The 19,465-nt window shown below is 74.6% G+C and carries 18 protein-coding genes, 1 tRNA gene and 1 pseudogene; 8 read left to right on the top strand and 12 right to left on the bottom strand.

Translation table 11 applies throughout. The features are described from left to right. Positions 1-241 precede the first annotated feature (241 nt). Positions 242-835, top strand: a complete 594-nt coding sequence (locus OO62_RS33020; RefSeq protein ID WP_033271373.1) for a histidine phosphatase family protein — start codon at positions 242-244, stop codon at positions 833-835. 72 nt (positions 836-907) lie between these two features. Here OO62_RS33020 and OO62_RS33015 read toward each other — a convergent pair whose 3' ends face one another. Beyond that, positions 908-2,356, bottom strand: coding sequence for an NsdA family TPR-like regulatory protein (locus OO62_RS33015; protein ID WP_033271372.1), 1,449 nt, complete (start codon positions 2,354-2,356; stop codon positions 908-910). Between the two features lie 214 nt (positions 2,357-2,570). Between OO62_RS33015 and OO62_RS33010 the strand changes: the two genes are divergently transcribed. Then, positions 2,571-3,062, top strand: a complete 492-nt coding sequence (locus tag OO62_RS33010) for a hypothetical protein (protein ID WP_033271376.1) — start codon at positions 2,571-2,573, stop codon at positions 3,060-3,062. A gap of 104 nt (positions 3,063-3,166) precedes the next feature. Here OO62_RS33010 and OO62_RS33005 read toward each other — a convergent pair whose 3' ends face one another. From OO62_RS33005 to OO62_RS32985, 6 genes are all read right to left on the bottom strand, one after another. Then, on the bottom strand, positions 3,167-4,474 hold the full coding sequence (locus OO62_RS33005) for an NAD(P)-binding domain-containing protein (RefSeq protein WP_033271371.1): 1,308 nt from the start codon (positions 4,472-4,474) through the stop codon (positions 3,167-3,169). A gap of 124 nt (positions 4,475-4,598) precedes the next feature. Further along, a complete protein-coding gene (locus tag OO62_RS33000; protein ID WP_033271370.1) occupies positions 4,599-5,273 on the bottom strand; it encodes a YveK family protein in 675 nt (224 codons plus the stop codon). A gap of 6 nt (positions 5,274-5,279) precedes the next feature. Continuing rightward, positions 5,280-6,542, bottom strand: coding sequence for a glycosyltransferase (locus OO62_RS32995; RefSeq protein WP_033271369.1), 1,263 nt, complete (start codon positions 6,540-6,542; stop codon positions 5,280-5,282). Then, positions 6,539-6,685, bottom strand: a complete 147-nt coding sequence (locus OO62_RS39770) for a hypothetical protein (protein ID WP_157850183.1) — start codon at positions 6,683-6,685, stop codon at positions 6,539-6,541. The genes OO62_RS32995 and OO62_RS39770 overlap by 4 nt, the downstream gene beginning before the upstream one ends. 134 nt (positions 6,686-6,819) lie before the next feature. Beyond that, complete coding sequence (locus OO62_RS32990) at positions 6,820-8,286, bottom strand: sugar transferase (protein ID WP_169748615.1); 1,467 nt, start codon at positions 8,284-8,286, stop codon at positions 6,820-6,822. Positions 8,287-8,386: 100 nt separating this feature from the next. Continuing rightward, positions 8,387-9,478 carry a hypothetical protein gene (locus tag OO62_RS32985; RefSeq protein ID WP_033271368.1) on the bottom strand — a complete coding sequence of 364 codons (1,092 nt, stop codon included), beginning with the start codon at positions 9,476-9,478 and terminating at the stop codon, positions 8,387-8,389. Between the two features lie 267 nt (positions 9,479-9,745). Here OO62_RS32985 and OO62_RS32980 point away from each other — a divergent pair, with 267 nt between their 5' ends. Together OO62_RS32980 and OO62_RS32975 are read left to right on the top strand one after the other, a co-directional pair. After that, positions 9,746-10,108: a chaplin gene (locus OO62_RS32980; protein ID WP_033271367.1), complete on the top strand. Its 363-nt coding sequence runs from the start codon at positions 9,746-9,748 to the stop codon at positions 10,106-10,108. A gap of 170 nt (positions 10,109-10,278) precedes the next feature. Next, on the top strand, positions 10,279-11,133 hold the full coding sequence (locus tag OO62_RS32975; RefSeq protein ID WP_033271366.1) for a spermidine synthase: 855 nt from the start codon (positions 10,279-10,281) through the stop codon (positions 11,131-11,133). Positions 11,134-11,142: 9 nt separating this feature from the next. Here OO62_RS32975 and OO62_RS32970 read toward each other — a convergent pair whose 3' ends face one another. After that, the gene (locus OO62_RS32970) at positions 11,143-11,703 is read right to left on the bottom strand and encodes a hypothetical protein (RefSeq protein ID WP_033271365.1); all 561 of its coding nucleotides are present in this window, start codon (positions 11,701-11,703) and stop codon (positions 11,143-11,145) included. Between the two features lie 118 nt (positions 11,704-11,821). Between OO62_RS32970 and OO62_RS32965 the strand changes: the two genes are divergently transcribed. The 3 genes and pseudogenes from OO62_RS32965 to OO62_RS32955 all read left to right on the top strand — a co-directional run. Next, positions 11,822-12,514, top strand: a complete 693-nt coding sequence (locus tag OO62_RS32965) for a response regulator transcription factor (RefSeq protein WP_033271364.1) — start codon at positions 11,822-11,824, stop codon at positions 12,512-12,514. 64 nt (positions 12,515-12,578) lie between these two features. Beyond that, positions 12,579-14,009 carry a sensor histidine kinase gene (locus OO62_RS32960; protein WP_033271363.1) on the top strand — a complete coding sequence of 477 codons (1,431 nt, stop codon included), beginning with the start codon at positions 12,579-12,581 and terminating at the stop codon, positions 14,007-14,009. Positions 14,010-14,350: 341 nt separating this feature from the next. Beyond that, positions 14,351-15,241: pseudogene (locus OO62_RS32955) on the top strand (chitinase); the annotation flags it as partial. 45 nt (positions 15,242-15,286) lie between these two features. Here the strand turns inward: OO62_RS32955 and OO62_RS32950 are convergent. After that, positions 15,287-16,255 (bottom strand): helix-turn-helix domain-containing protein, encoded by a 969-nt coding sequence (locus OO62_RS32950; protein WP_051733816.1) that lies wholly within the window; start codon positions 16,253-16,255, stop codon positions 15,287-15,289. 141 nt (positions 16,256-16,396) lie between these two features. Between OO62_RS32950 and OO62_RS32945 the strand changes: the two genes are divergently transcribed. Next, positions 16,397-17,047, top strand: coding sequence for an NAD(P)-dependent oxidoreductase (locus tag OO62_RS32945; protein ID WP_033271361.1), 651 nt, complete (start codon positions 16,397-16,399; stop codon positions 17,045-17,047). Between the two features lie 56 nt (positions 17,048-17,103). On the opposite strand, the gene OO62_RS32940 is transcribed toward OO62_RS32945, so the two are convergent. The 3 genes from OO62_RS32940 to OO62_RS32930 all read right to left on the bottom strand — a co-directional run bounded on the left by OO62_RS32940 (position 17,104) and on the right by OO62_RS32930 (position 19,260). After that, positions 17,104-17,179 (bottom strand) — tRNA-His (locus OO62_RS32940). Positions 17,180-17,338: 159 nt separating this feature from the next. Further along, entirely contained in the window at positions 17,339-17,974 is a 636-nt protein-coding gene (gene orn / locus OO62_RS32935) for an oligoribonuclease (protein ID WP_033271360.1), read from the bottom strand. 5 nt (positions 17,975-17,979) lie between these two features. Continuing rightward, the gene (locus tag OO62_RS32930; protein WP_033271359.1) at positions 17,980-19,260 is read right to left on the bottom strand and encodes a GlxA family transcriptional regulator; all 1,281 of its coding nucleotides are present in this window, start codon (positions 19,258-19,260) and stop codon (positions 17,980-17,982) included. Positions 19,261-19,465: the final 205 nt, after the last annotated feature.

Here is a 19,465-nt window from a genome sequence, read left to right as displayed (position 1 = left end):
CTCCCCGCACCGCGGCGGACCCCACCCGTCATCCCCTCCCCGCACCGTGGCGGATCCCACCCGCCACTCCCGCACCGCGGCGGAACGGTCCCCACCCCGGGTCCCCGGCGTCGGGCCTACCCGCCTGCCTGCCCTCCCCGCCCCCGGCGGCCCGCTCCCGTGCGGGAGAATGGAAGTCCCGCGGTCAACGCCGCCCGCACCGAGCAACGATCGGCCGAGTACATCGGCGAGAGGTACGACCATGGCAGCGCGCATATTCCTGGCCAGGCACGGGCAGACCGAGTGGTCCCTTTCCGGCAGGCACACCGGCCGTACGGACATCCCGCTGCTGGACGAGGGCCGGCGCGGCGCCAAGCTCCTGGGCGAGCGGCTGCACCACGCCCCCTGGGACGGCCTGCCGGGCGTCGAGGTCCGCACCAGCCCCCTGGTGCGCGCGAAGGAGACCTGCGAGCTGGCCGGTTTCGGCGACCGGGCGCAGGAGTGGGACGCGCTGATGGAGTTCGACTACGGCGCCTACGAGGGGCTGACGCCGGCCGAGATCAAGGCCGGGCGGCCGGACTGGCTCATCTGGCGCGACGGGGTGCCCGAGGGCGAGACGCTGGCCGAGGTCTCCGCACGGGCGGACGAGGTCGTTGCCTGGGCGCGGTCGGCCGAGCGCGACGTGCTGGTCTTCGCGCACGGGCACATCCTGCGCGCCCTCGGTGCCCGCTGGCTGGGCCTGGACATCTCGTTCGCGGCCCGGATCCGGCTGGAGCCGACGTCCCTGTCGGTGCTCGGCTGGGCCTACGGCGAGCCGGCCATCGAGCGCTGGAACGACACCGGCCACCTGGGCTGACGGCGCGCACGGCCGACGGCGGGGGCCGAGCGGCGCGGAGCGGCACCGGGAGTGTGCGGCCGCCCGGCCGGTTCAGTCCGCGGGGTCCGGGTCAACCGGCCCGGTCCCGGCGGCGGCCGACGCCGCGTGCCGTTCCAGGAACGCGGCGACCGGGCCGCTGTGCCGGTACGCCCGCAGCGTCCGGGCCGTGCCGTCGAGCATCGTGCGGATACGGGCCGAGCGGACCTGCTCCAGGAGCGTCAGCACCCGCATCCCGGCCATCGCGGCCTCCTCCGGCGCGCCGCTGTCCGCGAGGTCGCCCGCGAGCTCCGCGGTGAACAGGGCGATGTTCCGGGTGAAGTGCGGATCCTGCAGCGCCACCGCCCGCCGGGCGTGATCCGCCGCGCGCTCCGCGTCGCCCAGCGCCGACCAGCACTGCGCCTCCAGGCCCGCCAGTTCCGCCTCGCCGTAGAACGTCATCCACTCCGGGTCGCTGTCCCGGCACCCGGCCGCGAACAGCCGCTCGGCGCGGGCCAGTGCCTGCTCGCAGCCGGAACGGTCGGCCAGCCCCGCCCAGCCGCCCGCCTCGCGCAGCGCCAGCAGCGACAGCAGCCGGGGCGAGGCGAGCTGCTTGGCGGCCTGCTGGGCGGCCTGGGCGGCGCGCACCGCCTCGCGCGGCCGGCCGGCGTCCCGGGCGAGGAAGGCCGTGTTGCAGAAGGCGTGCGCCTCCAGGGCGGCGTCGCCGCAGACCCGGGCGGTGGCCAGGGCCTCCGCGTAGTGCGAGCGGGCGTCGTCGAAGCGGCCCGAGTCGTGGGCCAACCAGCCCACGGTGATGGCGAGTTCACCGGCGCCGGAATGCAGCCGGTCGGACACCGAACGGTGCCGGACATCGGATTCCAGCAGCTCATAGGCGGCGCGCAGCGGCTGGGTGGCGCGGCGGTAGATGCCCTCCGCGCCGTGCCGGTCGTCCAGCAACCGGATCCGGCGTACGGCTTGTTCGACGGCGGTGGCCTCGGCCGCGCCGGCCCGGCTGACGGCCGGCGTGCGCGGTCCCGGCACATGGGAGGACGCGACGGCGGCAGCGGCCTCGATCGGGTGCAGTGCGGCGAAGCCCAGGGCTGCTGCCGGGCCGCCGGTGATGAACGCGCGACGCAGCACGTCGCTCTCCTCGTGGATCTGGATACAGGTATCGCGGTTGTCGGGTTCGATTGCCAGGCGCGCGGCGCTGACCGCCCGCGTACGCGCCCCCCGTCCGCGTACCGCCTCGCGCGGCGCGAAGCCCATGTCGGGCAGCGTCAACCCGGGGAACATGTGCCGGAACACCCGCTCGTAGGCGTAGTTCGGGCACCGGATCTCCCCGGACTCGACGCGACCCACATAGCGGGCGTCGCACGAGACCTGCTCGCCGATCTCACGGGCCGCCCGTCGGACCGCCGCCGCGAACTCGCCCGGTGACAGCCGGCCGCGCAGCTGTCGGAAAGCGGTGTTCGGTCGGGCGGGTACGGTGCGGGACGACGCTGATCGAGCTGTTGGCGACGCCATGGCGGAACCTCTCCGTGCCATCTTGTGGCGATGCCGCCTCCTGGCGGTGCGGCGGGGACGACCGTACCGGCTGTGACGGCTCCGATACGCACAGTTTGGCTACAAATCGGATATCTCGCGCTCGATCTGCCATGAACTGCCATCCTTTGCAGCGTTACGCCGCCGTAGCTGTTGACATGCCTGACCGTTGAACTCGGTGTAAAGGGTGCGGCACATGCAGGAGGAGGGGTTCTCCGTGTGGGAGACCGGCGTGAGCAGGGGCGGCAACGGGTCCGCGGGCCAGGCCGGGGGCCGGCGGAAGAAGACCGTCCCGGGCGGCGGGGCGGTGGTGGTACCGGCACAGCCCTGTGACGTCGTCACGGTGCCCGCCCGGCAGGGGCTGGAGGCCGTCGACATCTTGCGGCTGCGGGACGGTGTCGGCCCCGTGCTGCACGACGGCGCCTGCGACACCCTCGGCTTCGTGGTGCCTGCGGGCACGGCCGACGGCTGGGACGTGCCGGGCAGCGCCTGCACCCAGACCTCCGGACGGGGCCTCCCGTTGGGCGCGTTGTGCGGGGAGGGGGTCACGCCGGAGCCCCCGGTGACCGGCACCGGCTGGCTGGTCCCCCCGGAGGGCGCCGGCGCCGCCGCCACCGACCCGGCCGTCCTGCGCGCGGCGCTCGGGGAGGCCGCGCGCACGATCGCGGCGGTCGACCGCTGCCAGTGAGCCCACAGTTGCCCGTACAGGGAAACCCGTAAGGGAACCCGTACAGGCAACCCGTGCAGGAAAGGGGCCGGCCGGTGGGGACACCGGCGGCCCCTTCCGGCGTCTCAGTGCGCGGGCTCGTCCGCCGCGGTGTCCGGGGCGGTGTCCGGGACCGGGCCGCTGACGGTGGCGGGACTGCCGTCCCGTGCCGGGCGGGGGATGGTGGGGGCGCCGCGCCGGTCGCCGATCCGCCGCTGTACGCCGCGCAGCAGCCGCGCGGCGGTGAAGGCCGTGCCGTGCACGAAGCGCATCGACGGGCCGAACGACGGCGCGGCGAGCAGGCCCGCGAAGAACAGCCCCGGCCAGGACGATTCGAAGGCCCAGTTCAGCTCCGGCGCACGGCTGCCGCCCACCGTGCGCAGGGTGGTGCGCACCCGCGGATGCAGCAGCCGCAGCCGTCCCACGTCGGGCGTGAAGCCGGTGGCCGCCACCACATGGTGGGCGGCGAGGGTGTCGGCGCGGCCATCCGTACGGGTGAGATGGAGGTGGACCCCGTCGCCGTGGGCGGTCGCGCGCCGGACCCGGTGGCTCAGCAGCGCCGGCACCGCCGCCTCGAAGCGTTCCCGCAGCCACCAGGCGCCGGCCGGGCCCGGCACGGTCTCGGCGAGCCGCAGCCGGGTCGTCGGGGGCAGCCGGCGCACCGCCCAGGGCGCCTGTGACCAGGCCCGGTTGGGCCATCCGGCGCCTGGCCCGGAGCGTGGGGAGCACAGCGCGCGCAGCCGGCCGCGGACGGACGGATGCGCCGGGGCGGCCCAGTGCAGCCGGCCGGTCCGGGCCACCACGCAGGGCCTGGCGCCGTGTTCGGCCAGCAGCGTCGCGGTCTCCAGCGCGGACTGGCCGGCGCCGATCACCGCGACGTCCCGGCCGGCGAAGCGGCTCAGATCGTGGTGGTCGCTGCTGTGCGAGGCGAGTTCCGGGGGCAGTTCGAGCAGCGGCCAGGGGCGGTGGGCGAACGGCACCGCCCCGACCGCGAGCGCGACGGTGCGGGTCGCGATCCGCTCGCCGGTGTCCGCCTGGACCTGGAAGCCGTCCCCGTCCGGGCGGACGGCGGTGACGGTGACGTCCTCGACCTGCGGCACCGCCCGTTCGCCGAACCAGCTGCCGTACGCGGTGAAGGTGTCCAGGGGCAGTGGGACGCCGTCCTCGGCGGGCAGTTCGCGGGTGGCGCAGTACTCGGCGAGGGTGTGCCGGCCGCCCGGGGCGGAGAGGCTGGAGGTCCGGGGTCCGGACGTCAGGAGCATGCCGGCGGGCATGTGGTCGTGCCACGAGGCCATCGGGCGGCCCAGCACCCGCAGCCGGAGTCCGGCCGCGGCCGCGTGCGCGGCGATCGAGAGTCCGTAGGGGCCGGCGCCCACCACCACGAGGTCGTACATGGGTGTGTCCTGCGCTTTCTGGTCGTGCGGTGCGGTGTGGTGCGTGCGGGAGCTGCGGTGCGTGCGGGAGCCGTGGTGCGTGCGGGAGCTGAGGTGCGTGCGGAGCGGTCCCGGGGCGGGGCCGTCACCGCACGGCGCCCTCGGCCGCCGGTACGGCTCCCGAGGCGACCGCGCTGTGCGCCGGCGCGGGGATCACCCCCGGCTGCCCGGCCCGGTGGCCCGTCTCCCAGCGGCCCCGCGGCCGTACGAGCAGCAGCAGTCCGCCCAGCAGCCCGCCCGCGCAGCCGCCCACCCCGGTGGACAGCGGCACGGACGGCGACACCGGGTCGGCCGGGCCCGCGGTCGGGGCGAGGGCCAGCAGGTGGGCGCCGGTGCGGGTGGCGGCACGGTTGCCGGTGCGGGTCAGTGCGCGGGCGACCGCGTCGGCGAGTGCGGCCGAGGCGTGCGGGGTCCGTGCGGTGCCGGTGATCTCGATGACCGGGGCGTCCGGCTCGGTCGTCGTGCGGATCCCGCGCAGCGCGCCGAGCGGCAGCCCGGAGGCCCGGTGCGCCTCGGCGAGCACCGCGCCGCCCGTCGCCATCTGCCCGTACGCCTGCGCGAAGCCGAGCGCGCCGGCCGGGTCGGAGTCCTTGGCGGGCGTCACGACGACGTAGCCGGTCGCGGTGTACGACGGCGGGGTGAGCAGCCCGTACGACGCGCCGCCGGCCGCGCCGAGCAGTGCGCACAGCGGCAGCGGCCACCAGCGGGGCAGCCGTGGCGAGCGGGCGCGTGCCGCCCGTTCCTTGAGGTTCTGGAACATGGCCGCCTACCGGTTGGAGAGCTGGGACGGGGCGGGCGACCGGGCCGGGTCCGCCAGCGCGACGACGCCGGACGGGTGGGCCTGGACCGCCGGTGCGGGGACCGGTGCGGGACGGCGCCGGCGGGCCGGGGCGGCGGCCAGCGCCTGCTCGTACACGCCGGTCAGCGCCTCGGCGCTGCGGGCGATGTCGTAGCGCCGGACGACCGGCGGGACCGTCAGGCGCCCCGGGCCCTCGCGCCGCAACTCCCGTAGTGAGGTGGCCAGTTCGTGGACGCCGAGGCTGAAGCGCCGGGCGCCGGGCGCCTGTTCCTGCGGCAGTTCGTCGACCGCCGGGCAGCTGCCGTAGAGCACGTGCAGGCCGGACGCCAGCGCCTCCAGGACGGCCAGCCCGAACGCCTCCTCCGGGGACGGCGAGACGAAGACGTCGATGGCGGAGAGCAGGCCGGGGATGTCGGGCCCGTCGCCCGTGGGCGCGGCCCGGCCGCCGTGCCCGGTGTCGACCGCGCCGTCGCGGACCCCCAGGAGGTGGATGCGGTCGCCCGAGCCGAACTGTTCCGCCAGCCGCCGCAGCGTCTCCCGCTCGGGCCCCTCGCCGGCCAGCAGCAGGTGCACGCCGGGGAGCTGGGTGACCGCGCGGACCAGGACGTCGAACCGTTTGCCGGGCACCAGGCGGCCGGCGCCGCCGACCACGAAGGCGTCCACCGGCAGCCCGAGGCGGGCGCGGACCAGGGCGCGGGCGGCCGGGTCGAAGGCGAAGCGGTGCGCCTCGATGCCGTTGGGCACCACGTGGATCCGCTCCTCGGGCACGCCCCAGCGGCGCAGCCGCGCGGCGACGGTGTCGGACACGGCGACCGTGGCCGCGCCCAGCCGCTCGGTGGCCCGGTAGAGCGTACGGACGCCGCGGGTCAGCCGGCGGCCTTCGATGACCGCGTCGCCCAGGGAGTGTTCGGTGGCGACCACGGTCCGTACGCCTGCCAGCCGGGCGGCGACCCGCCCGTAGACGCAGGCCCGGTAGAGGTGGGTGTGGACGAGGTCGGGGCGGCCGGCGCGGATCAGTTGGGTCAGGCGGGGGAGCGCGGTCAGGTCGTGGTTCCCGGACATGCCGAGGTGGGTGACGGGGGTGCCGTCGGCCTCGATGCCCTCGGCGACCGGGCCGGGGCCGGTCAGGGTGACGACCTCGCACTGCGCGGGCAGCCGGCGCAGCAGCAGCCGCAACTGCTGCTCGGCGCCGCCCATGTCGAGGCCCGTGATGACATGCAGAACCTTCATCCGATGCCTCCTGGGATCGGGGTCGGTGCGGGGGGTGCGGCCGGGACGCCGGCCGGGTGGTGCGTCAGCGCCCGGGGCGGGGCGGCCCGGTGGGCGGCGGGTACGGGCGCGGGGGCGCGCGGCGGCGCCGGTGCATCGGGCATGGGCGGGCCTTCCTTTGACGACGGCGACGACGACGGCGACGAGCGGACGAGCGGAGGACGGGGCCGGCGGACCCGTACGGGGAGGGCGGTGCCGGCGCGCACCGGCACCGGCGGTGCACCCGCCCGGCCCGCGCTCACCGGCCCCCCACCCGGAACAGCGAGCCCGCGGTGCGCAGCACGAGGCGCAGGTCCTGCCACAGCGACCAGCTGTCGATGTAGAGGTTGTCGAGGCGGACGCGGTCCTCGGTGGAGGTGCCGCCGCGCCGCGCGTGCACCTGCGCGAGCCCGGTGAGGCCGGGCGGCATCCGGAGCCGGGCGGCGTACTCCGGGTGGTGCTGGGTCAACTGCTGGACGGCGCCGGGGCGCTCGGGGCGCGGCCCGACCAGGCTGAGGTCCCCGCGCAGCACGTTCCACAGCTGCGGCAGCCCGGCCAGCGACGTACGGGCGAGCAGCCGCCCGACCCGGCTCCGCGCGGTACGGAACGTCAGCAGGGTGAAGGTGCGGCCGCCGCGGCCGACCCGCTCCTGCCGGTGGAGCACGCCCGGCCCGTCGGCGAGCCGCACCGCCAGGGCGCAGCCCAGCAGCAGCGGCGCCGCGGCCGGCAGCAGGGCCGCGGCCACCACGACGTCCAGCGTCCGCTTGACCCGGCTGCCGTGCCGCGGCGGCCCGGTGTCCAGCCGCCGGCAGGCGAAGCCCCGCAGGTGGTCGGTCTCCCGGTGCGGCGGGTTGCCCTCGCGGGCGGCCGCCGCGCCGGCCAGCCAGACGGCCGACCCCTGGTCGACGAAGCTGCGCAGCAGCGCGGCGGTGTGCGGATCGGCGTACGGGGACACCGTGAACACCACGTCCCGCACGGTGTGCCGGATGACGGCGCGGGCGATGTCCTGCGGCGAGCCGAGCCGGGGCAGCGGCAGTGCGGCACCGGCCGGTCCGGGCGGCGCGGGCAGCATCGACGCGGGCGTGACCAGGCCCACCGGCTCCAGGCCGTACTCGGGGTGGCCCAGCAGCACGCCGGCCAGCTGCCGGGCCGCGGGGTCGGTGCCGACGATCAGTGCGGCGCGCGGCCGGCGGCGGGCGAGGTTGCGGCGTGCCCGGTAGACCGTGGCCCGGCCGTAACAGGCCAGCACGGCGTGGGCGGCCACCGCGGCCACCAGCAGGGCGGGCGGCAGGGCCCGTTCGGGGCGTACGCCGGCGAGCAGTGCGGCCGCCGCGCACCAGCAGACGGCGGCCCGGCCCAGCAGCGCCGGCAGATCGCCCAGCGCGGCCGGGGCCGGGCCTGGGCGGTACAGCCCGGCGTGGGTGTGCAGCGCGAGCAGCAGCGGCAGCAGGGCGCCGAGCAGCGCGGGCGCCGTACCGGGACCGAGGAGGGCCAGTGCGGCGCCCCCGGTGGCCAGGCAGTCGGCGGTCATCAGCGCGAGGACGGTCCCCGGCCGGGTGCCGCGGCAGGGCCGGGGCGGCGGCAGGGTCTCCCGGGCCGGCCCGCGCGGCGGGTGGACCGCGGTGGCCGGCGGCCGGGGGGCCGTCGACGGGGGCCGCACCCGGGCGGCGTGCGGTACGTCCGCGCTCTCCGGCCGCTTCCGGTACGGCAGGTCTTGTGCCGGCACGCAGTGCTCCCCTGATTCCGAGCGGACGGAACTCTCTGCGGACTCTTGGTGGACCGGTCGGGTAGGCGCCGGGCGCTCCCGGAATTCCGGGGAGTACGGCTCAGCGTCTGGTGTCGGCCTGGACGAAGAACGCGCCGAGCAGATATCCCGGATTGCGGGCGGTGAAGCGGAAATTGAGCCGATCGGCGCCGGAACGCAGCGCGGGCGACAGGTCGAATACATCGGAATCGAGCCCGAGAGTATTGCGGTAGGCGGGCTTCCGTACGGAGTCCCGGCCGAATTCGGTGATCGTCGAATTCATCACGTCCCGGGACGGGTTGGCGCCATCGCGCAGGGCATACGGGTGGCGCCCGTCGGCCCGGACCAGGAGCCGCTCCTTTCCCGTTCCGCGGTCCCCGTCATACGCCACCACACCGACCCTGCCGTGCGAATGCGCCGGGATCCGCAGTTCCTGCATACGGACCGAAAGTGCGCGGCGGGCCCGGCCCGGCCGCTCGAAACCGTCCCACAGCGCGAGCCGGCGCAGTGGCTCCTTCTTGTTCTCGTACACGGCCACCAGCGTCCAGCCGCCCCAGGCGCCGGCCCGGGAACGGCCCGTCGCCGCGTCGATCTGCGCCACCGTGTAGGCGCCCGCGCCGCTTCGGCGCACCAGGCGGGTGACGTCCGCGGAGGCTTGGTAGCCGTCGGTGGCGGAGGTCGTGCGGTGGCCGGTCAGGGTGTCGGCGCGCAGCTCCCGGTAGCGGCCGCCGGGCGCGGCGATCAGCACCCGGCCGTTGTTCCCCGCCGGTTTCCGCCGGCCGGCCCGCAGGTTGCCGCCCCAGTACAGCCGGGCGTAGCTGACCCGGGAGCCGGCCGGGACGGGCAGTTCCGCGGTGCTGGAGTTGTCGGTGCGCCGGTCGGAGTCGACGTCGATGTACGTCATCCGGTAGCGGCCGTTGGTGCCGGCGCCGCCGTGCCGGGCCGCGGCACACGAGGCGGCCGCGCGGCTCTCGCTCCGCCCGCAGGTGATCGCCGAGTTGGCGGCTCGCGCGATCCCGCCGTGCTGGGTCACGTGAAAGCGTTCGCCGAAAGGAATGCGCGCGGATTCACCGGGGGCCGGTGCGGCGGCCGCCGGAGTCAGGGCGGCGGACAATGCCAAGGACGCCAGCGCGCACACGACGCCGCGCCCGGTGCGGTCCATCGACTTCCGCATGTCTTCCTCTCCGACTTCTATCAGTCAAACAGGAGAGCACTCTGACAGAAATCATGTTGGAAACCGCGGCAGGCACGCCCGGGCCCCGGCCGGGGGTCCCGAACGGCGGAATGCGCAGGGTGCGCGTCTTGGCCGGGTGCTGCCAGTGGAGTTAACGATTGCTGCCGAAAGGGCTAAGCATTTCACGGAAGAGGGAACGTCCGCATCCCTGACGTATTTCGTTCGTTATGACCGGGTGCCCCATTCGCGAACTGAAAGGAGAATGGGATGAAGCGGTTTATCAAGACCGCCGCGATCGCCGCGGCCAGCTGCACCCTGGTGGTCAGTGGCGCGGGCATCGCATCTGCCAGTGGTGACGGTCACCACGGTGGCAATCGCGGTGACCACGGCCGAAACGGCCACCACGGCCGTCACCACCACGGTGACTACCGGAGTGACTTCGGCTACCGCAGCTTCTACGGCCACCGTGGCGGTGCCAACGCCGCCGGTTTCGCGGCAGGTTCTCCGGGTGTCCTCAGCGGGAACGTGATCCAGGTTCCCATCAACATCCCGATCAACGTGTGCGGCAACAGCATCAACGTGGCCGCGCTGCTGAACCCGGCGTTCGGGAACGTCTGCATCAACAGGTGACCCTCCAGCCGGTCCGGCACCCCATCGGACCGGCGCGGGTCATGATGTGCAGTCGGCGGACCTCCCCGGCCTCGGTCGCGGGTGGTCCGCCACTGTGCCCTGCACAGTCGGCTGCCGCACCGCTCTGACCAGCGGATACGACCGTCCGGGGGACCGGTCATACTGGACGCATGGCGAGGAGCGGGCGCGGGGGAGTGGAGGCCGTCACGGAGACGGTGGACGGCGGGCTCGCGGAGCTGCGGCCCGACCGGGACCGGCCGCGCGGCTGGACGCTGCTGATCGACGGCGCCCCGCAGTCCCACGTGGACCTCGACGACCCGGCCCACCTCGACTTCTCCTACCAGCGCCGGCTCGGCCACATCGTCGATCTCGCCGGCCCGCCCGGCAAGCCGCTGCACGTCGTCCATCTGGGCGGCGGTGCGCTGACCCTCGCCCGCTACGTCGCCGCGACCCGCCCCCGGTCCACCCAGCAGGTCGTCGAGATCGACGGGCCGCTCGTCCACTTCGTGCGCCGGCAGCTGCCGTTGGACAGCGGCTGGCGCATACGGGTGCGCGGTGGGGACGCCCGCGCGGGCCTGGCCAAGGTCCCCGACGGCTGGGCCGACCTGATCATCGCCGACGTCTTCGGCGGCGCCCGCACCCCCGCACACCTGACCAGCACCGAGTTCGTGGCGGACGTCCGCCGGGCGCTGCGGCCCGGCGGCAGCTACGCGGCCAACCTCACCGACGGGCCGCCGCTGCGCTTCCTGCGCGGCCAGCTCGCCACCGTCGCCGCGGTCTTCCCCGAACTCTGCCTCACCGCCGCCCCGGCCGTGCTGCGCGGCAAGCGCTTCGGCAACGCGGTCCTGCTGGCCTCCGACACGGCGCTGCCGCTCGCCGAACTGACCCGGCGCGCGGCGACCGACCCCGAGGCGGCGCGGGTCGAACACGGCCGGGCGCTGCGGGACTTCACCGCCGGCGCCGCCCCGGTGACCGACGCCACCGCGGTGGCCTCCCCGGCCCCGCCCGCCAAGACCTTCGACTGAGCCGGCCCGTCAGGTCCCGTTGTGGGTCGTCTGCACCATCGGCGGATGGCCGTTCCAGGTGCAGAACACCGAGGTGTGCGCCCCGCTGCCGGAGAAGTCGACCCGGATCCACTCGTTCTGCTTCCACACCTGCATCTCCCAGCCCGAGTTCGGCGTCGCCGACACCAGCTCGGCGGAGGAGCCGCCCATGTCGAAGACGACCCGGCCGCCCGCCGTGGAGTAGCTCTTGACCTCGCCGTCCGAGGCCGGGCCCGCGCCGGCCCGCGGCGTGGCGGCCGGGCGCCGCGTGGGCGCGCCACCGCCGTGGGACGGCGTGGCCGACTTCGCGGACCGGCCGGCGGTGGGGGACGGGCTGGACGAGGCGGACGGCTTGGGGCGGTGGGTGGAGGAGACCTGCGGGGTGGCCCCGCCGTCCGCCGCCGAGGCGCCCACCTGGTCGGCCAGCGACAGCGCGCGCGGTGCGTCGTACGCCGTGCCGGACAGCACGGTGTGCACGCCGAACCACGACAGGGTGACCGCGGCCCCGGTCGCCAGCGTCCAGGCCGCCGCGTGAACCAGTCCTCGTTGCATTCAGCTCATACTGCACCACCCGCCCGCCCCGTCGCAGCCGGTCCACCGCGGCGGAGCACCCCCTTCCGGTGTCAATCCCCGGTCAAGGAAAGCGCCCGAATGGCGTACGGTGCCGCCCATGGCACGTGTGCTCGTGGTCGAGGACGACCAGTTCGTACGCTCGGCGCTCATCCGGCATCTGACCGACGCCGGCCATGCGGTACGCAGCGTCGGGACCGCCCTGGAGGCGCTGCGCGAGGTGGCCCAGGTCGGCTTCGACGTGGTCATCCTCGACCTCGGCCTGCCCGACCTGGACGGGGGCGAGGCGCTGAAGATGCTGCGCGGGATCACCGACGTCCCGGTGATCATCGCCACCGCCCGGGACGACGAGGCCGAGATCGTACGGCTGTTGAACGACGGCGCCGACGACTACCTCACCAAGCCCTTCTCCGTCGAGCACCTCTCCGCCCGCATGACGGCGGTCCTGCGCCGCTCCCGGGCCGGCGCGGCGGGCGCGGAACCCCCCTCACGAGTGATCCAGGTCGGCGGCCTGTCCATCGACCCGCTGCGCCGCCAGGCCGAACTCGACGGCACCGCGCTCGACCTCACCCGCCGCGAGTTCGACCTGCTGGCCTTCCTCGCCGGCCGCCCCGGCGTCGTCGTGGCCCGCAAGGAACTGCTCGCCGAGGTCTGGCAGCAGTCCTACGGGGACGACCAGACCATCGACGTCCATCTGTCCTGGCTCCGCCGCAAACTGGGCGAAACCGCGGCCAAGCCCCGTTACCTGCACACCCTGCGCGGGGTCGGCGTGAAGCTGGAGCCGCCACAGTGAGCGGGGGGTGCCTGCCGGCGGGGGACGCCCCCCGACGGAGTCCGGGGGAGAAGGCCGGGACGCCGTGAGATGGGCCCTGGTCAAGGTGGCGCTGGCGGTCACCACGATGGTCGTGGTCGCCTTCGCCGTCCCGCTCGGACTCGTCGTCAAGGAACTGGCCCGCGACCGCGCCTACGGCAGCGCCGAACGGCAGGCTGCCACCATCGGCCCGGTGCTCGCCATCACCACCGACCGCGCCCAGCTGGAACGGGCCGTCGCCAGCGCCGAGACCGGCCCCGGCGGCCGGATCGGCGTCCACGTCCCGGCCAACGGCAGGAACGGCGGGCCCGCCGAGATCGGCGTCCGGCGCGCCGCCCCGGCCGATGTGGCGGCCGCCGCCAAGCTCGGCCGGGCCTCCATCTCGCCGGTCCCCGGCGGCTCCTCGCTCCTCCAGCCCACCGCCGTCGCCTCCGGCATCGCGGTCGTCGAGGTCTTCGTGCCCGACGCCGCGCTCACCAACGGCGTCACCACCTCCTGGGCCGTGCTGGCCGCCGTCGGACTCGCGCTGGTCATCGGCTCGGTCGCGGTCGCCGACCGGCTCGGCACCCGGATGGTGCGGCCCGCCGAGCGGCTCGCCGACGCCGCCCACGACCTCGGCCGCGGCAAGCTCGGCGTACGCGTCCCGGAGGACGGCCCCAAGGAACTGCGGCTGGCGGCCGCCGCCTTCAACGCGATGGCCGACCAGGTCGTCCAACTGCTCGCCAACGAACGCGAACTGGCCGCCGACCTCTCGCACCGGCTGCGCACCCCGCTGACCGTGCTGCGGCTCAACGCCGCCTCACTCGGCGACACCCCGGACGCCGACCAGACCCGGGCCGCCGTCGCCCAACTGGAGCGCGAGGTCGACCAGATCATCCGCACCGCCCGCGAGCAGCAGGCACACACCCGGCAGGCGGCCGCCGCGGCCGGCTGCGACGCCGCCGAGGTGATCCGCGAGCGGATGGCCTTCTGGTCGGCGCTCGCCGAGGACGAGGGCCGTACGGTCCGCGTCGCCGGCGCGGACCGCCCGGTACGCCTCCCGGTCGCCCGCCCCGACCTCGCCGCCGCCCTCGACGCGATGCTCGGCAACGTCTTCCGGCACACCCCGGAGGGCACCGCCTTCGCGGTCGACGTCCACAACGCCGAAGAGGCCGTCATCGTGCTGGTCTCGGACGCCGGCCCGGGCATCGCCGACCCCGACGCGGCCCTGCGCCGCGGCTGGTCGGGCGGCGGCCGGGGACAGGGCCCAGCGGTGACGGAAGGAGGCTCCACCGGCCTCGGCCTGGACATCGTGCGCCGGCTGGCCGAATCCACCGGCGGCGACGTGCGCCTCGGCCGCTCCGTCCTCGGCGGCACCGAGGTACGCGTCTGGCTGGCGCTCGACGGCCGGCGCGAAGGGCCCGGCGAACGCCGCGGCCACCGGCTGCGCCGCACCCTCGGCCGCCGGGGGCGGCGGGCCACCCGCCCCGGCTCCTGAGCGCCCACGCACCGGGCATACGCCGGAGGTCTTAACCACTCCCTTCCGCTTCCTTAAGGCGGCCATAATTCCGCCAACCACCGTACGGATACCGGCATTTGTCCGTTTCCCTGCCGCTAGCGTGCGGGACGCACCCCGGTGCATCCCAGCCACCCCCCACGCAGACGACAGGCAGGCACGAGATGAGTTCCTCGGCACACCGCCGGCGCAAGAGCCGCACCACCCAGCTGATCGTGACCGGCGCGGCCGTGGCCGTCGCGGCCGGCGGCGCGTTCGCCATCGCCGGATCCGCCATGGCCACCAAGGCGCCGCAGGCCCCCGCCGCCCGCGCCAAGGCCGCGGCCGGTTTCGCCCCGTACGTCGACACCTCGCTCTCGCCCGCCCACGACCTGGCCGACACCGCCAAGAAGACCGGGGTGAAGAATTTCAACCTCGCCTTCGTCACCTCCGGCGGCGGCTGTACGCCGAAGTGGGGCGGCTCGGTCGAGCTGGGCAACGACCCGGTGGCCAAGCAGATACCCGCGCTGCGCCGGGCCGGCGGCGACGTCCGGGTCTCCTTCGGCGGCGCCAACGGTTCCGAACTCGGCGTGGCCTGCGGCTCCGCGGGCGAACTGGCCGCCGCGTACGGCAAGGTCATCGACCAGTTCAAGCTCACCAAGGTCGACTTCGACATCGAGGGCGGCGCCCTGCCCAACACCGCCGCCAACACCCGCCGCGCCCAGGCCGTCGCCCAGCTCCAGAAGGCGCACCCGGGCCTGGACGTGTCCTTCACCCTCCCGGTCATGCCCGAGGGCCTCACCCAGGACGGCGTGAACCTGGTCGCCGACGCCAAGAAGAACGGCGTCAAGGTCTCCGCCGTGAACATCATGGCGATGGACTACGGCCCCTCCTACAGCGGCGACATGGGCACCTACGCCACCAAGGCAGCCACCGCCACCCAGGGCCAGATCAAGAAGGCGCTCGGACTGAGCGACGCGGCCGCCTGGAAGGCCGTCGCGGTGACACCGATGATCGGCGTCAACGACGTCCAGAGCGAGGTCTTCAAGACCGACGACGCCACCGAGCTGGTGAAGTTCGCCAAGGACAAGCACCTGGGCTGGCTGTCGATGTGGTCGTCGACCCGCGACAAGGCGTGCCCCGGCGGCTCCGGCAACTCCGCCCAGCCGACCTGCAGTTCCGTCCCGCAGAGCCCGCTGGCCTTCACCAAGGCGTTCGGCGCCTACACCGGCTGACCCCCCACCGGAGGTCCGGCCCCCAAGCACCCGGACCACCGTCCCTCAGGGCCTGGACGAACCGCCGGGCAGGCCCTGGGCGGGGCGCGGCGGGCTTCCCCCCACCCGCTGCGCCCCGCCGCGTACCGCCACCCGGAAGGCGATCGGCGTGCTGCCGGTCCGCCGCTGAAAGAACTTGCTGAAGTTGGTGGCGTCGGCGAAGCCCAGCCGGCCCGCGATCCGGGCCGCCGACCGGTCGCCGTGCGCCAGCAGCCGTTTGGCCTCCAGCTCCACCCGCCGGTCGATGAACTCCTTCGCCCCGACGCCCGCCCGGGCCTCGGTGGCCCGCGAGAGGGTGCGCGGCGCGTAGCCCAGCGCGCGGGCGTAGTCGGCGACCCGGCGACTGCGGGCGAAGTCCCGTTCCACCGCGTCCCGGAAGCGCAGGAACGTCGCGCTCGCCGCGCAGCCCTCCGCCCCGCCGTCCGCCGCCCCGCCGGGATGCGCGGCCCGCAGCACCAGCACGGCCAGCAGGTGCCGCAGCACGTCGAGATGGACGGGCAGCGGCAGCCCGCCCAGGGCCCCGAACTCGCGGTGCAGCTGGCGCATCGCCTCCTCCAGCCGCCGTCCCGCCGCGCCCTCCAGGTGCCGTACGGGCGGCCCGTACCAGTCCTCGATCCGGGCGGCGGCCGCGGTCGCCGGGTCCAGGAAGCCGGACTCGAAGAGCACCAGCCGCCCCTCCGCGCCCGCCAGGTCGCCGAAGTGCTGGACCTGCCCCGGCCGGGACCACAGCAGGTCGCCCGGCGCGAGCGGGTGCGCGCGGAAGTCGACGCTGTGCACCAGCCGCCCCCGCTCCAGGAGCAGCAGGTGGTGGAAGCCGGGGCGGTGCGGGGTGGACAGCTGGCAGGCGTCCGCCCGCCCGCGCAGCTCGGCGAGCGTCATCACCTCCACGCCCGCCGGCCGCCCGGCCGGCGCGGAGAACGCCACCTCCGGGATCTCCGGCACGCCCTCCCCGCCCTCCTGTCGCTTTTTGACCATCACTGGTCCCCTCGTCACCCCGAAATGCCCCGTTCTCACCCGTAGCGTAGAAGACGTCAGCACGGCCGCTGACGGAAAACGGAAGTCCGCGGAACCGGACCCACCGACCACCGGACACATCGAAACGCTGGGAGATCCACCATGTCCACGATCGCTCTCTTCGGGGCCAACGGAAGCATCGGCAGCCGCATCCTGAACGAGGCCCTGCAGCGCGGTCACCGGGTCACCGCGGTCGTCCGCGACCCCGCGAAGATCACCACGAGCCACCCGGACCTGACCGTGACCACCGGCGACGTCCTCGACCCGGCCGCCGTCGCCGCCGTGGCCGAGGGCCACGACGTCGTGGTCAGCGCGGTCGGCGGCGGCGACGGGCCGGGCCACGTCGCCACCATCCGCCCCGCCGCGGAATCCCTGGTCGCCGGATTGCGCACCCTCGGCGACGCGGCGCCCCGCCTGATCACCGTCGGCGGCGCCGGCTCGCTCCGTACGCCCGACGGCAAGCAGGTCTGGGACGCCGAGGGACTGCCCGAGTTCCTGCTGCAGATCATGCACGCCCACGGCGACGCGCTGGACTTCTACCGCTCCGTCTCCGACGTGCGCTGGACCAACCTCAGCCCGGCCGCCACCATCGCCCCCGGCGAGCGCACCGGCAGCTACCGCACCGCCACCGACGACCTGATCACCGACGCCGAGGGCGACAGCCGGATCTCCACGGAGGACTACGCCGTCGCCGTCCTCGACGAGATCGAGCGGCCGCGCCACCTCGGCGCGCGCTTCACCGTCGGCTACTGATCCCCGGCAACCCGGAAACGTTCAAGGCCCCCGACCTGAGGTCGGGGGCCTTGAAGTGGGGTGAGTAACGGGACTTGAACCCGCGACATCCTGGACCACAACCAGGTGCTCTACCAGCTGAGCTATACCCACCATGACCGGTGCTGTGTGGTTCTTTTTCCCCACCGGCTGAGAAAAAGTGTACAGGGTCCGGAGGGGTGCTCGCGCCCAGGTTTCCCGCCGGGGCGGCGCGGGCGTGTCTTCCGGGTCACACCTGGTCGGGCGGTGACCCGGAAGACAGCACCGGGGGTGTCACGAGGACGGTGCGGACTGCGGCGCCGGCTGGGGTTCGGCCGGCAGGACGTGCTTGGCGGCGATGGCCTTCGCGGTGTCCGAGTCGGGGCCGGGCTGCGGTACGAAGACCGCCTCCCGGTAGTAGCGGAGCTCCGCGATGGATTCGCGGATGTCCGCCAGCGCCCGGTGGTTGCCGTTCTTCTCCGGACTGTTGAAGTAGGCCCGCGGGTACCAGCGCCGGGCCAGTTCCTTCACGGACGAGACATCGACGATCCGGTAGTGGAGGTAGCTCTCCAGCGTCGCCATGTCGCGCAGCAGGAAGCCGCGATCGGTGCCGACGGAATTGCCGCACAGCGGCGCCTTCCCCGGCTCCGGCACGTGCTCCTTGATATAGGCGAGCACCTGCGCCTCGGCCGCCTCCAGCGTCGTACCGCCGTCCAGCTCCGCCAGCAGCCCGGAGGCGGTGTGCATCTGGCGCACCACCTCCGGCATGGTGCCGAGTGCCTCGGCCGGGGGGCGGATCACCACATCCACCCCGTCGCCCAGCACATTCAGCTCCGAGTCGGTGACCAGTGCGGCCACCTCGATGAGCGCGTCATTCGCCAGCGAGAGTCCGGTCATCTCGCAGTCGATCCACACCATGCGATCGTTCATACGTCTCACCCTACGGGGCGCTCGCGCTGACCGGGGAGTACGGGGCGTCCCGCGGTCCGGCCGACCGGGGTCTCCGGCAGCCGGGAGGCGTAGGCGTCCGACTGCGGTTTGCCCGCCTCGCCCGTTTCGACGGCCGCCAGACCGTGTCCGGCCAGCGCGGCGGCGGCGAACCGCTCCGCACCGCCCGCACCCAGCGCCGCCCGCTCACGCTCCGGCCGCTCGGCCCGCTCGGGTCTGAGCGCGGGCTCGGAGCCCCCGCCCTGCGGCCGGCGCGCGCGGTAGGCCGCGCGGTAGGCGGCGGGCGAGGCGCCCAGCTGCCGCCGGAAGTGGCCGCGCAGCGCGACCGGCGAACGGAACCCGCAGCGCCCGGCGACCTCGTCGACCGAATAGTCGGAGGTCTCCAGCAGCCGCTGGGCCTGCAGCACCCGCTGGGTGATCAGCCACTGCAGCGGAGCGCTGCCCGTGAGGGAGCGGAACCGCCGGTCGAAGGTGCGCCGGCTCATGTACGCGCGCGCGGCCAGCGTCTCCACGTCGAACTGCTCGTGGAGGTGCTCCAGCGCCCAGGCGACGACCTCGGCGAGCGGGTCGGCGCCGATCTCTTCTGGTAACGACCGGTCGAGGTAGCGCTGGTGCCCCAGGTCGGAGGCGGTCCGGCGGGGCGGTACGACGAGCCGGCGGGCCAGCGCGTTGGCGGCGTCCGCGCCGTGGTCGGTGCGCACGATGTGCAGGCACAGGTCGATGCCGGCCGCCGTCCCCGCGGAGGTGAGCACGTCGCCGTCGTCGACGAAGAGCTCGCGGGGGTCCACATGGACGGACGGGTAGCGCTTGGCGAGCGTCGGCGCGTACATCCAGTGGGTGGTGGCCGGGCGGCCGTCGAGCAGTCCGGCCGCGGCGAGGACGAACGCCCCCGTGCACAGCCCGACGATCCTGGCCCCTTCTTCGTGCGCGCGGCGCAGCGCGTCGAGCGCGGCGGGCGGCGGGGCCTGGGTGATGGAACGCCAGGCCGGTACGACGACCGTCCCGGCACGGGAGATCGCCTCCAGCCCGTAGGGGGCGGACAGTTCGAGCCCCCCGGTCGTGCGCAAAGGCGCATCTTCGCCAGCGCACACAAGAAGCCGGTACCGCGGAACGCCGGCGTCCTGTCGGTCGATGCCGAAGACCGAGAGCGGAATGGAGCTCTCGAAAATGGGGCCGCCACTGAAGAGGAGCACCGCGACTATTTCGCGGCGTCGTCGGGCGGCGAGCTTGCGTGCGGCATCTGGTACGGCAGCGGAGTCCTGGCTCATGGCACTTAAGCCCCCCTCGGTCGTCTCGCCCTCTCGGTCCTGCACAGTTCCCCCGCCGTTACTACCAAGATCGAATCTACTGTGTTCCGTGAGGATGGAGTGCCAAGTTCACCACCCGCTGGTATGTCGATATGGCAACTTGGCGCGAAGCATTCGATCACGAAGCGTTCCACTCGTCGGGCCTACATGGGAAGTACGCGTCTCG

Origin of the sequence: Streptomyces lydicus (assembly GCF_000717345.1) — a bacterium.
GTDB classification, from domain to species: domain Bacteria; phylum Actinomycetota; class Actinomycetes; order Streptomycetales; family Streptomycetaceae; genus Streptomyces; species Streptomyces lydicus.
This window is presented reverse-complemented; position numbering and strand designations above follow the sequence as displayed.

Excerpts from the sequence above, each read along its gene's own strand:
- OO62_RS33020 (WP_033271373.1), top strand. The coding sequence starts at position 242 with ATGGCAGCGCGCATATTCCTGGCCAGGCACGGGCAGACCGAGTGGTCC.
- OO62_RS33015 (WP_033271372.1), bottom strand. The coding sequence starts at position 2,356 with ATGGCGTCGCCAACAGCTCGATCAGCGTCGTCCCGCACCGTACCCGCC.
- OO62_RS33010 (WP_033271376.1), top strand. The coding sequence starts at position 2,571 with ATGCAGGAGGAGGGGTTCTCCGTGTGGGAGACCGGCGTGAGCAGGGGC.
- OO62_RS33005 (WP_033271371.1), bottom strand. The coding sequence starts at position 4,474 with ATGTACGACCTCGTGGTGGTGGGCGCCGGCCCCTACGGACTCTCGATC.
- OO62_RS33000 (WP_033271370.1), bottom strand. The coding sequence starts at position 5,273 with ATGTTCCAGAACCTCAAGGAACGGGCGGCACGCGCCCGCTCGCCACGG.
- OO62_RS32995 (WP_033271369.1), bottom strand. The coding sequence starts at position 6,542 with ATGAAGGTTCTGCATGTCATCACGGGCCTCGACATGGGCGGCGCCGAG.
- OO62_RS39770 (WP_157850183.1), bottom strand. The coding sequence starts at position 6,685 with ATGCCCGATGCACCGGCGCCGCCGCGCGCCCCCGCGCCCGTACCCGCC.
- OO62_RS32985 (WP_033271368.1), bottom strand. The coding sequence starts at position 9,478 with ATGCGGAAGTCGATGGACCGCACCGGGCGCGGCGTCGTGTGCGCGCTG.
- OO62_RS32980 (WP_033271367.1), top strand. The coding sequence starts at position 9,746 with ATGAAGCGGTTTATCAAGACCGCCGCGATCGCCGCGGCCAGCTGCACC.
- OO62_RS32975 (WP_033271366.1), top strand. The coding sequence starts at position 10,279 with ATGGCGAGGAGCGGGCGCGGGGGAGTGGAGGCCGTCACGGAGACGGTG.
- OO62_RS32970 (WP_033271365.1), bottom strand. The coding sequence starts at position 11,703 with ATGCAACGAGGACTGGTTCACGCGGCGGCCTGGACGCTGGCGACCGGG.
- OO62_RS32965 (WP_033271364.1), top strand. The coding sequence starts at position 11,822 with ATGGCACGTGTGCTCGTGGTCGAGGACGACCAGTTCGTACGCTCGGCG.
- OO62_RS32950 (WP_051733816.1), bottom strand. The coding sequence starts at position 16,255 with ATGGTCAAAAAGCGACAGGAGGGCGGGGAGGGCGTGCCGGAGATCCCG.
- OO62_RS32945 (WP_033271361.1), top strand. The coding sequence starts at position 16,397 with ATGTCCACGATCGCTCTCTTCGGGGCCAACGGAAGCATCGGCAGCCGC.
- orn (WP_033271360.1), bottom strand. The coding sequence starts at position 17,974 with ATGAACGATCGCATGGTGTGGATCGACTGCGAGATGACCGGACTCTCG.
- OO62_RS32930 (WP_033271359.1), bottom strand. The coding sequence starts at position 19,260 with ATGAGCCAGGACTCCGCTGCCGTACCAGATGCCGCACGCAAGCTCGCC.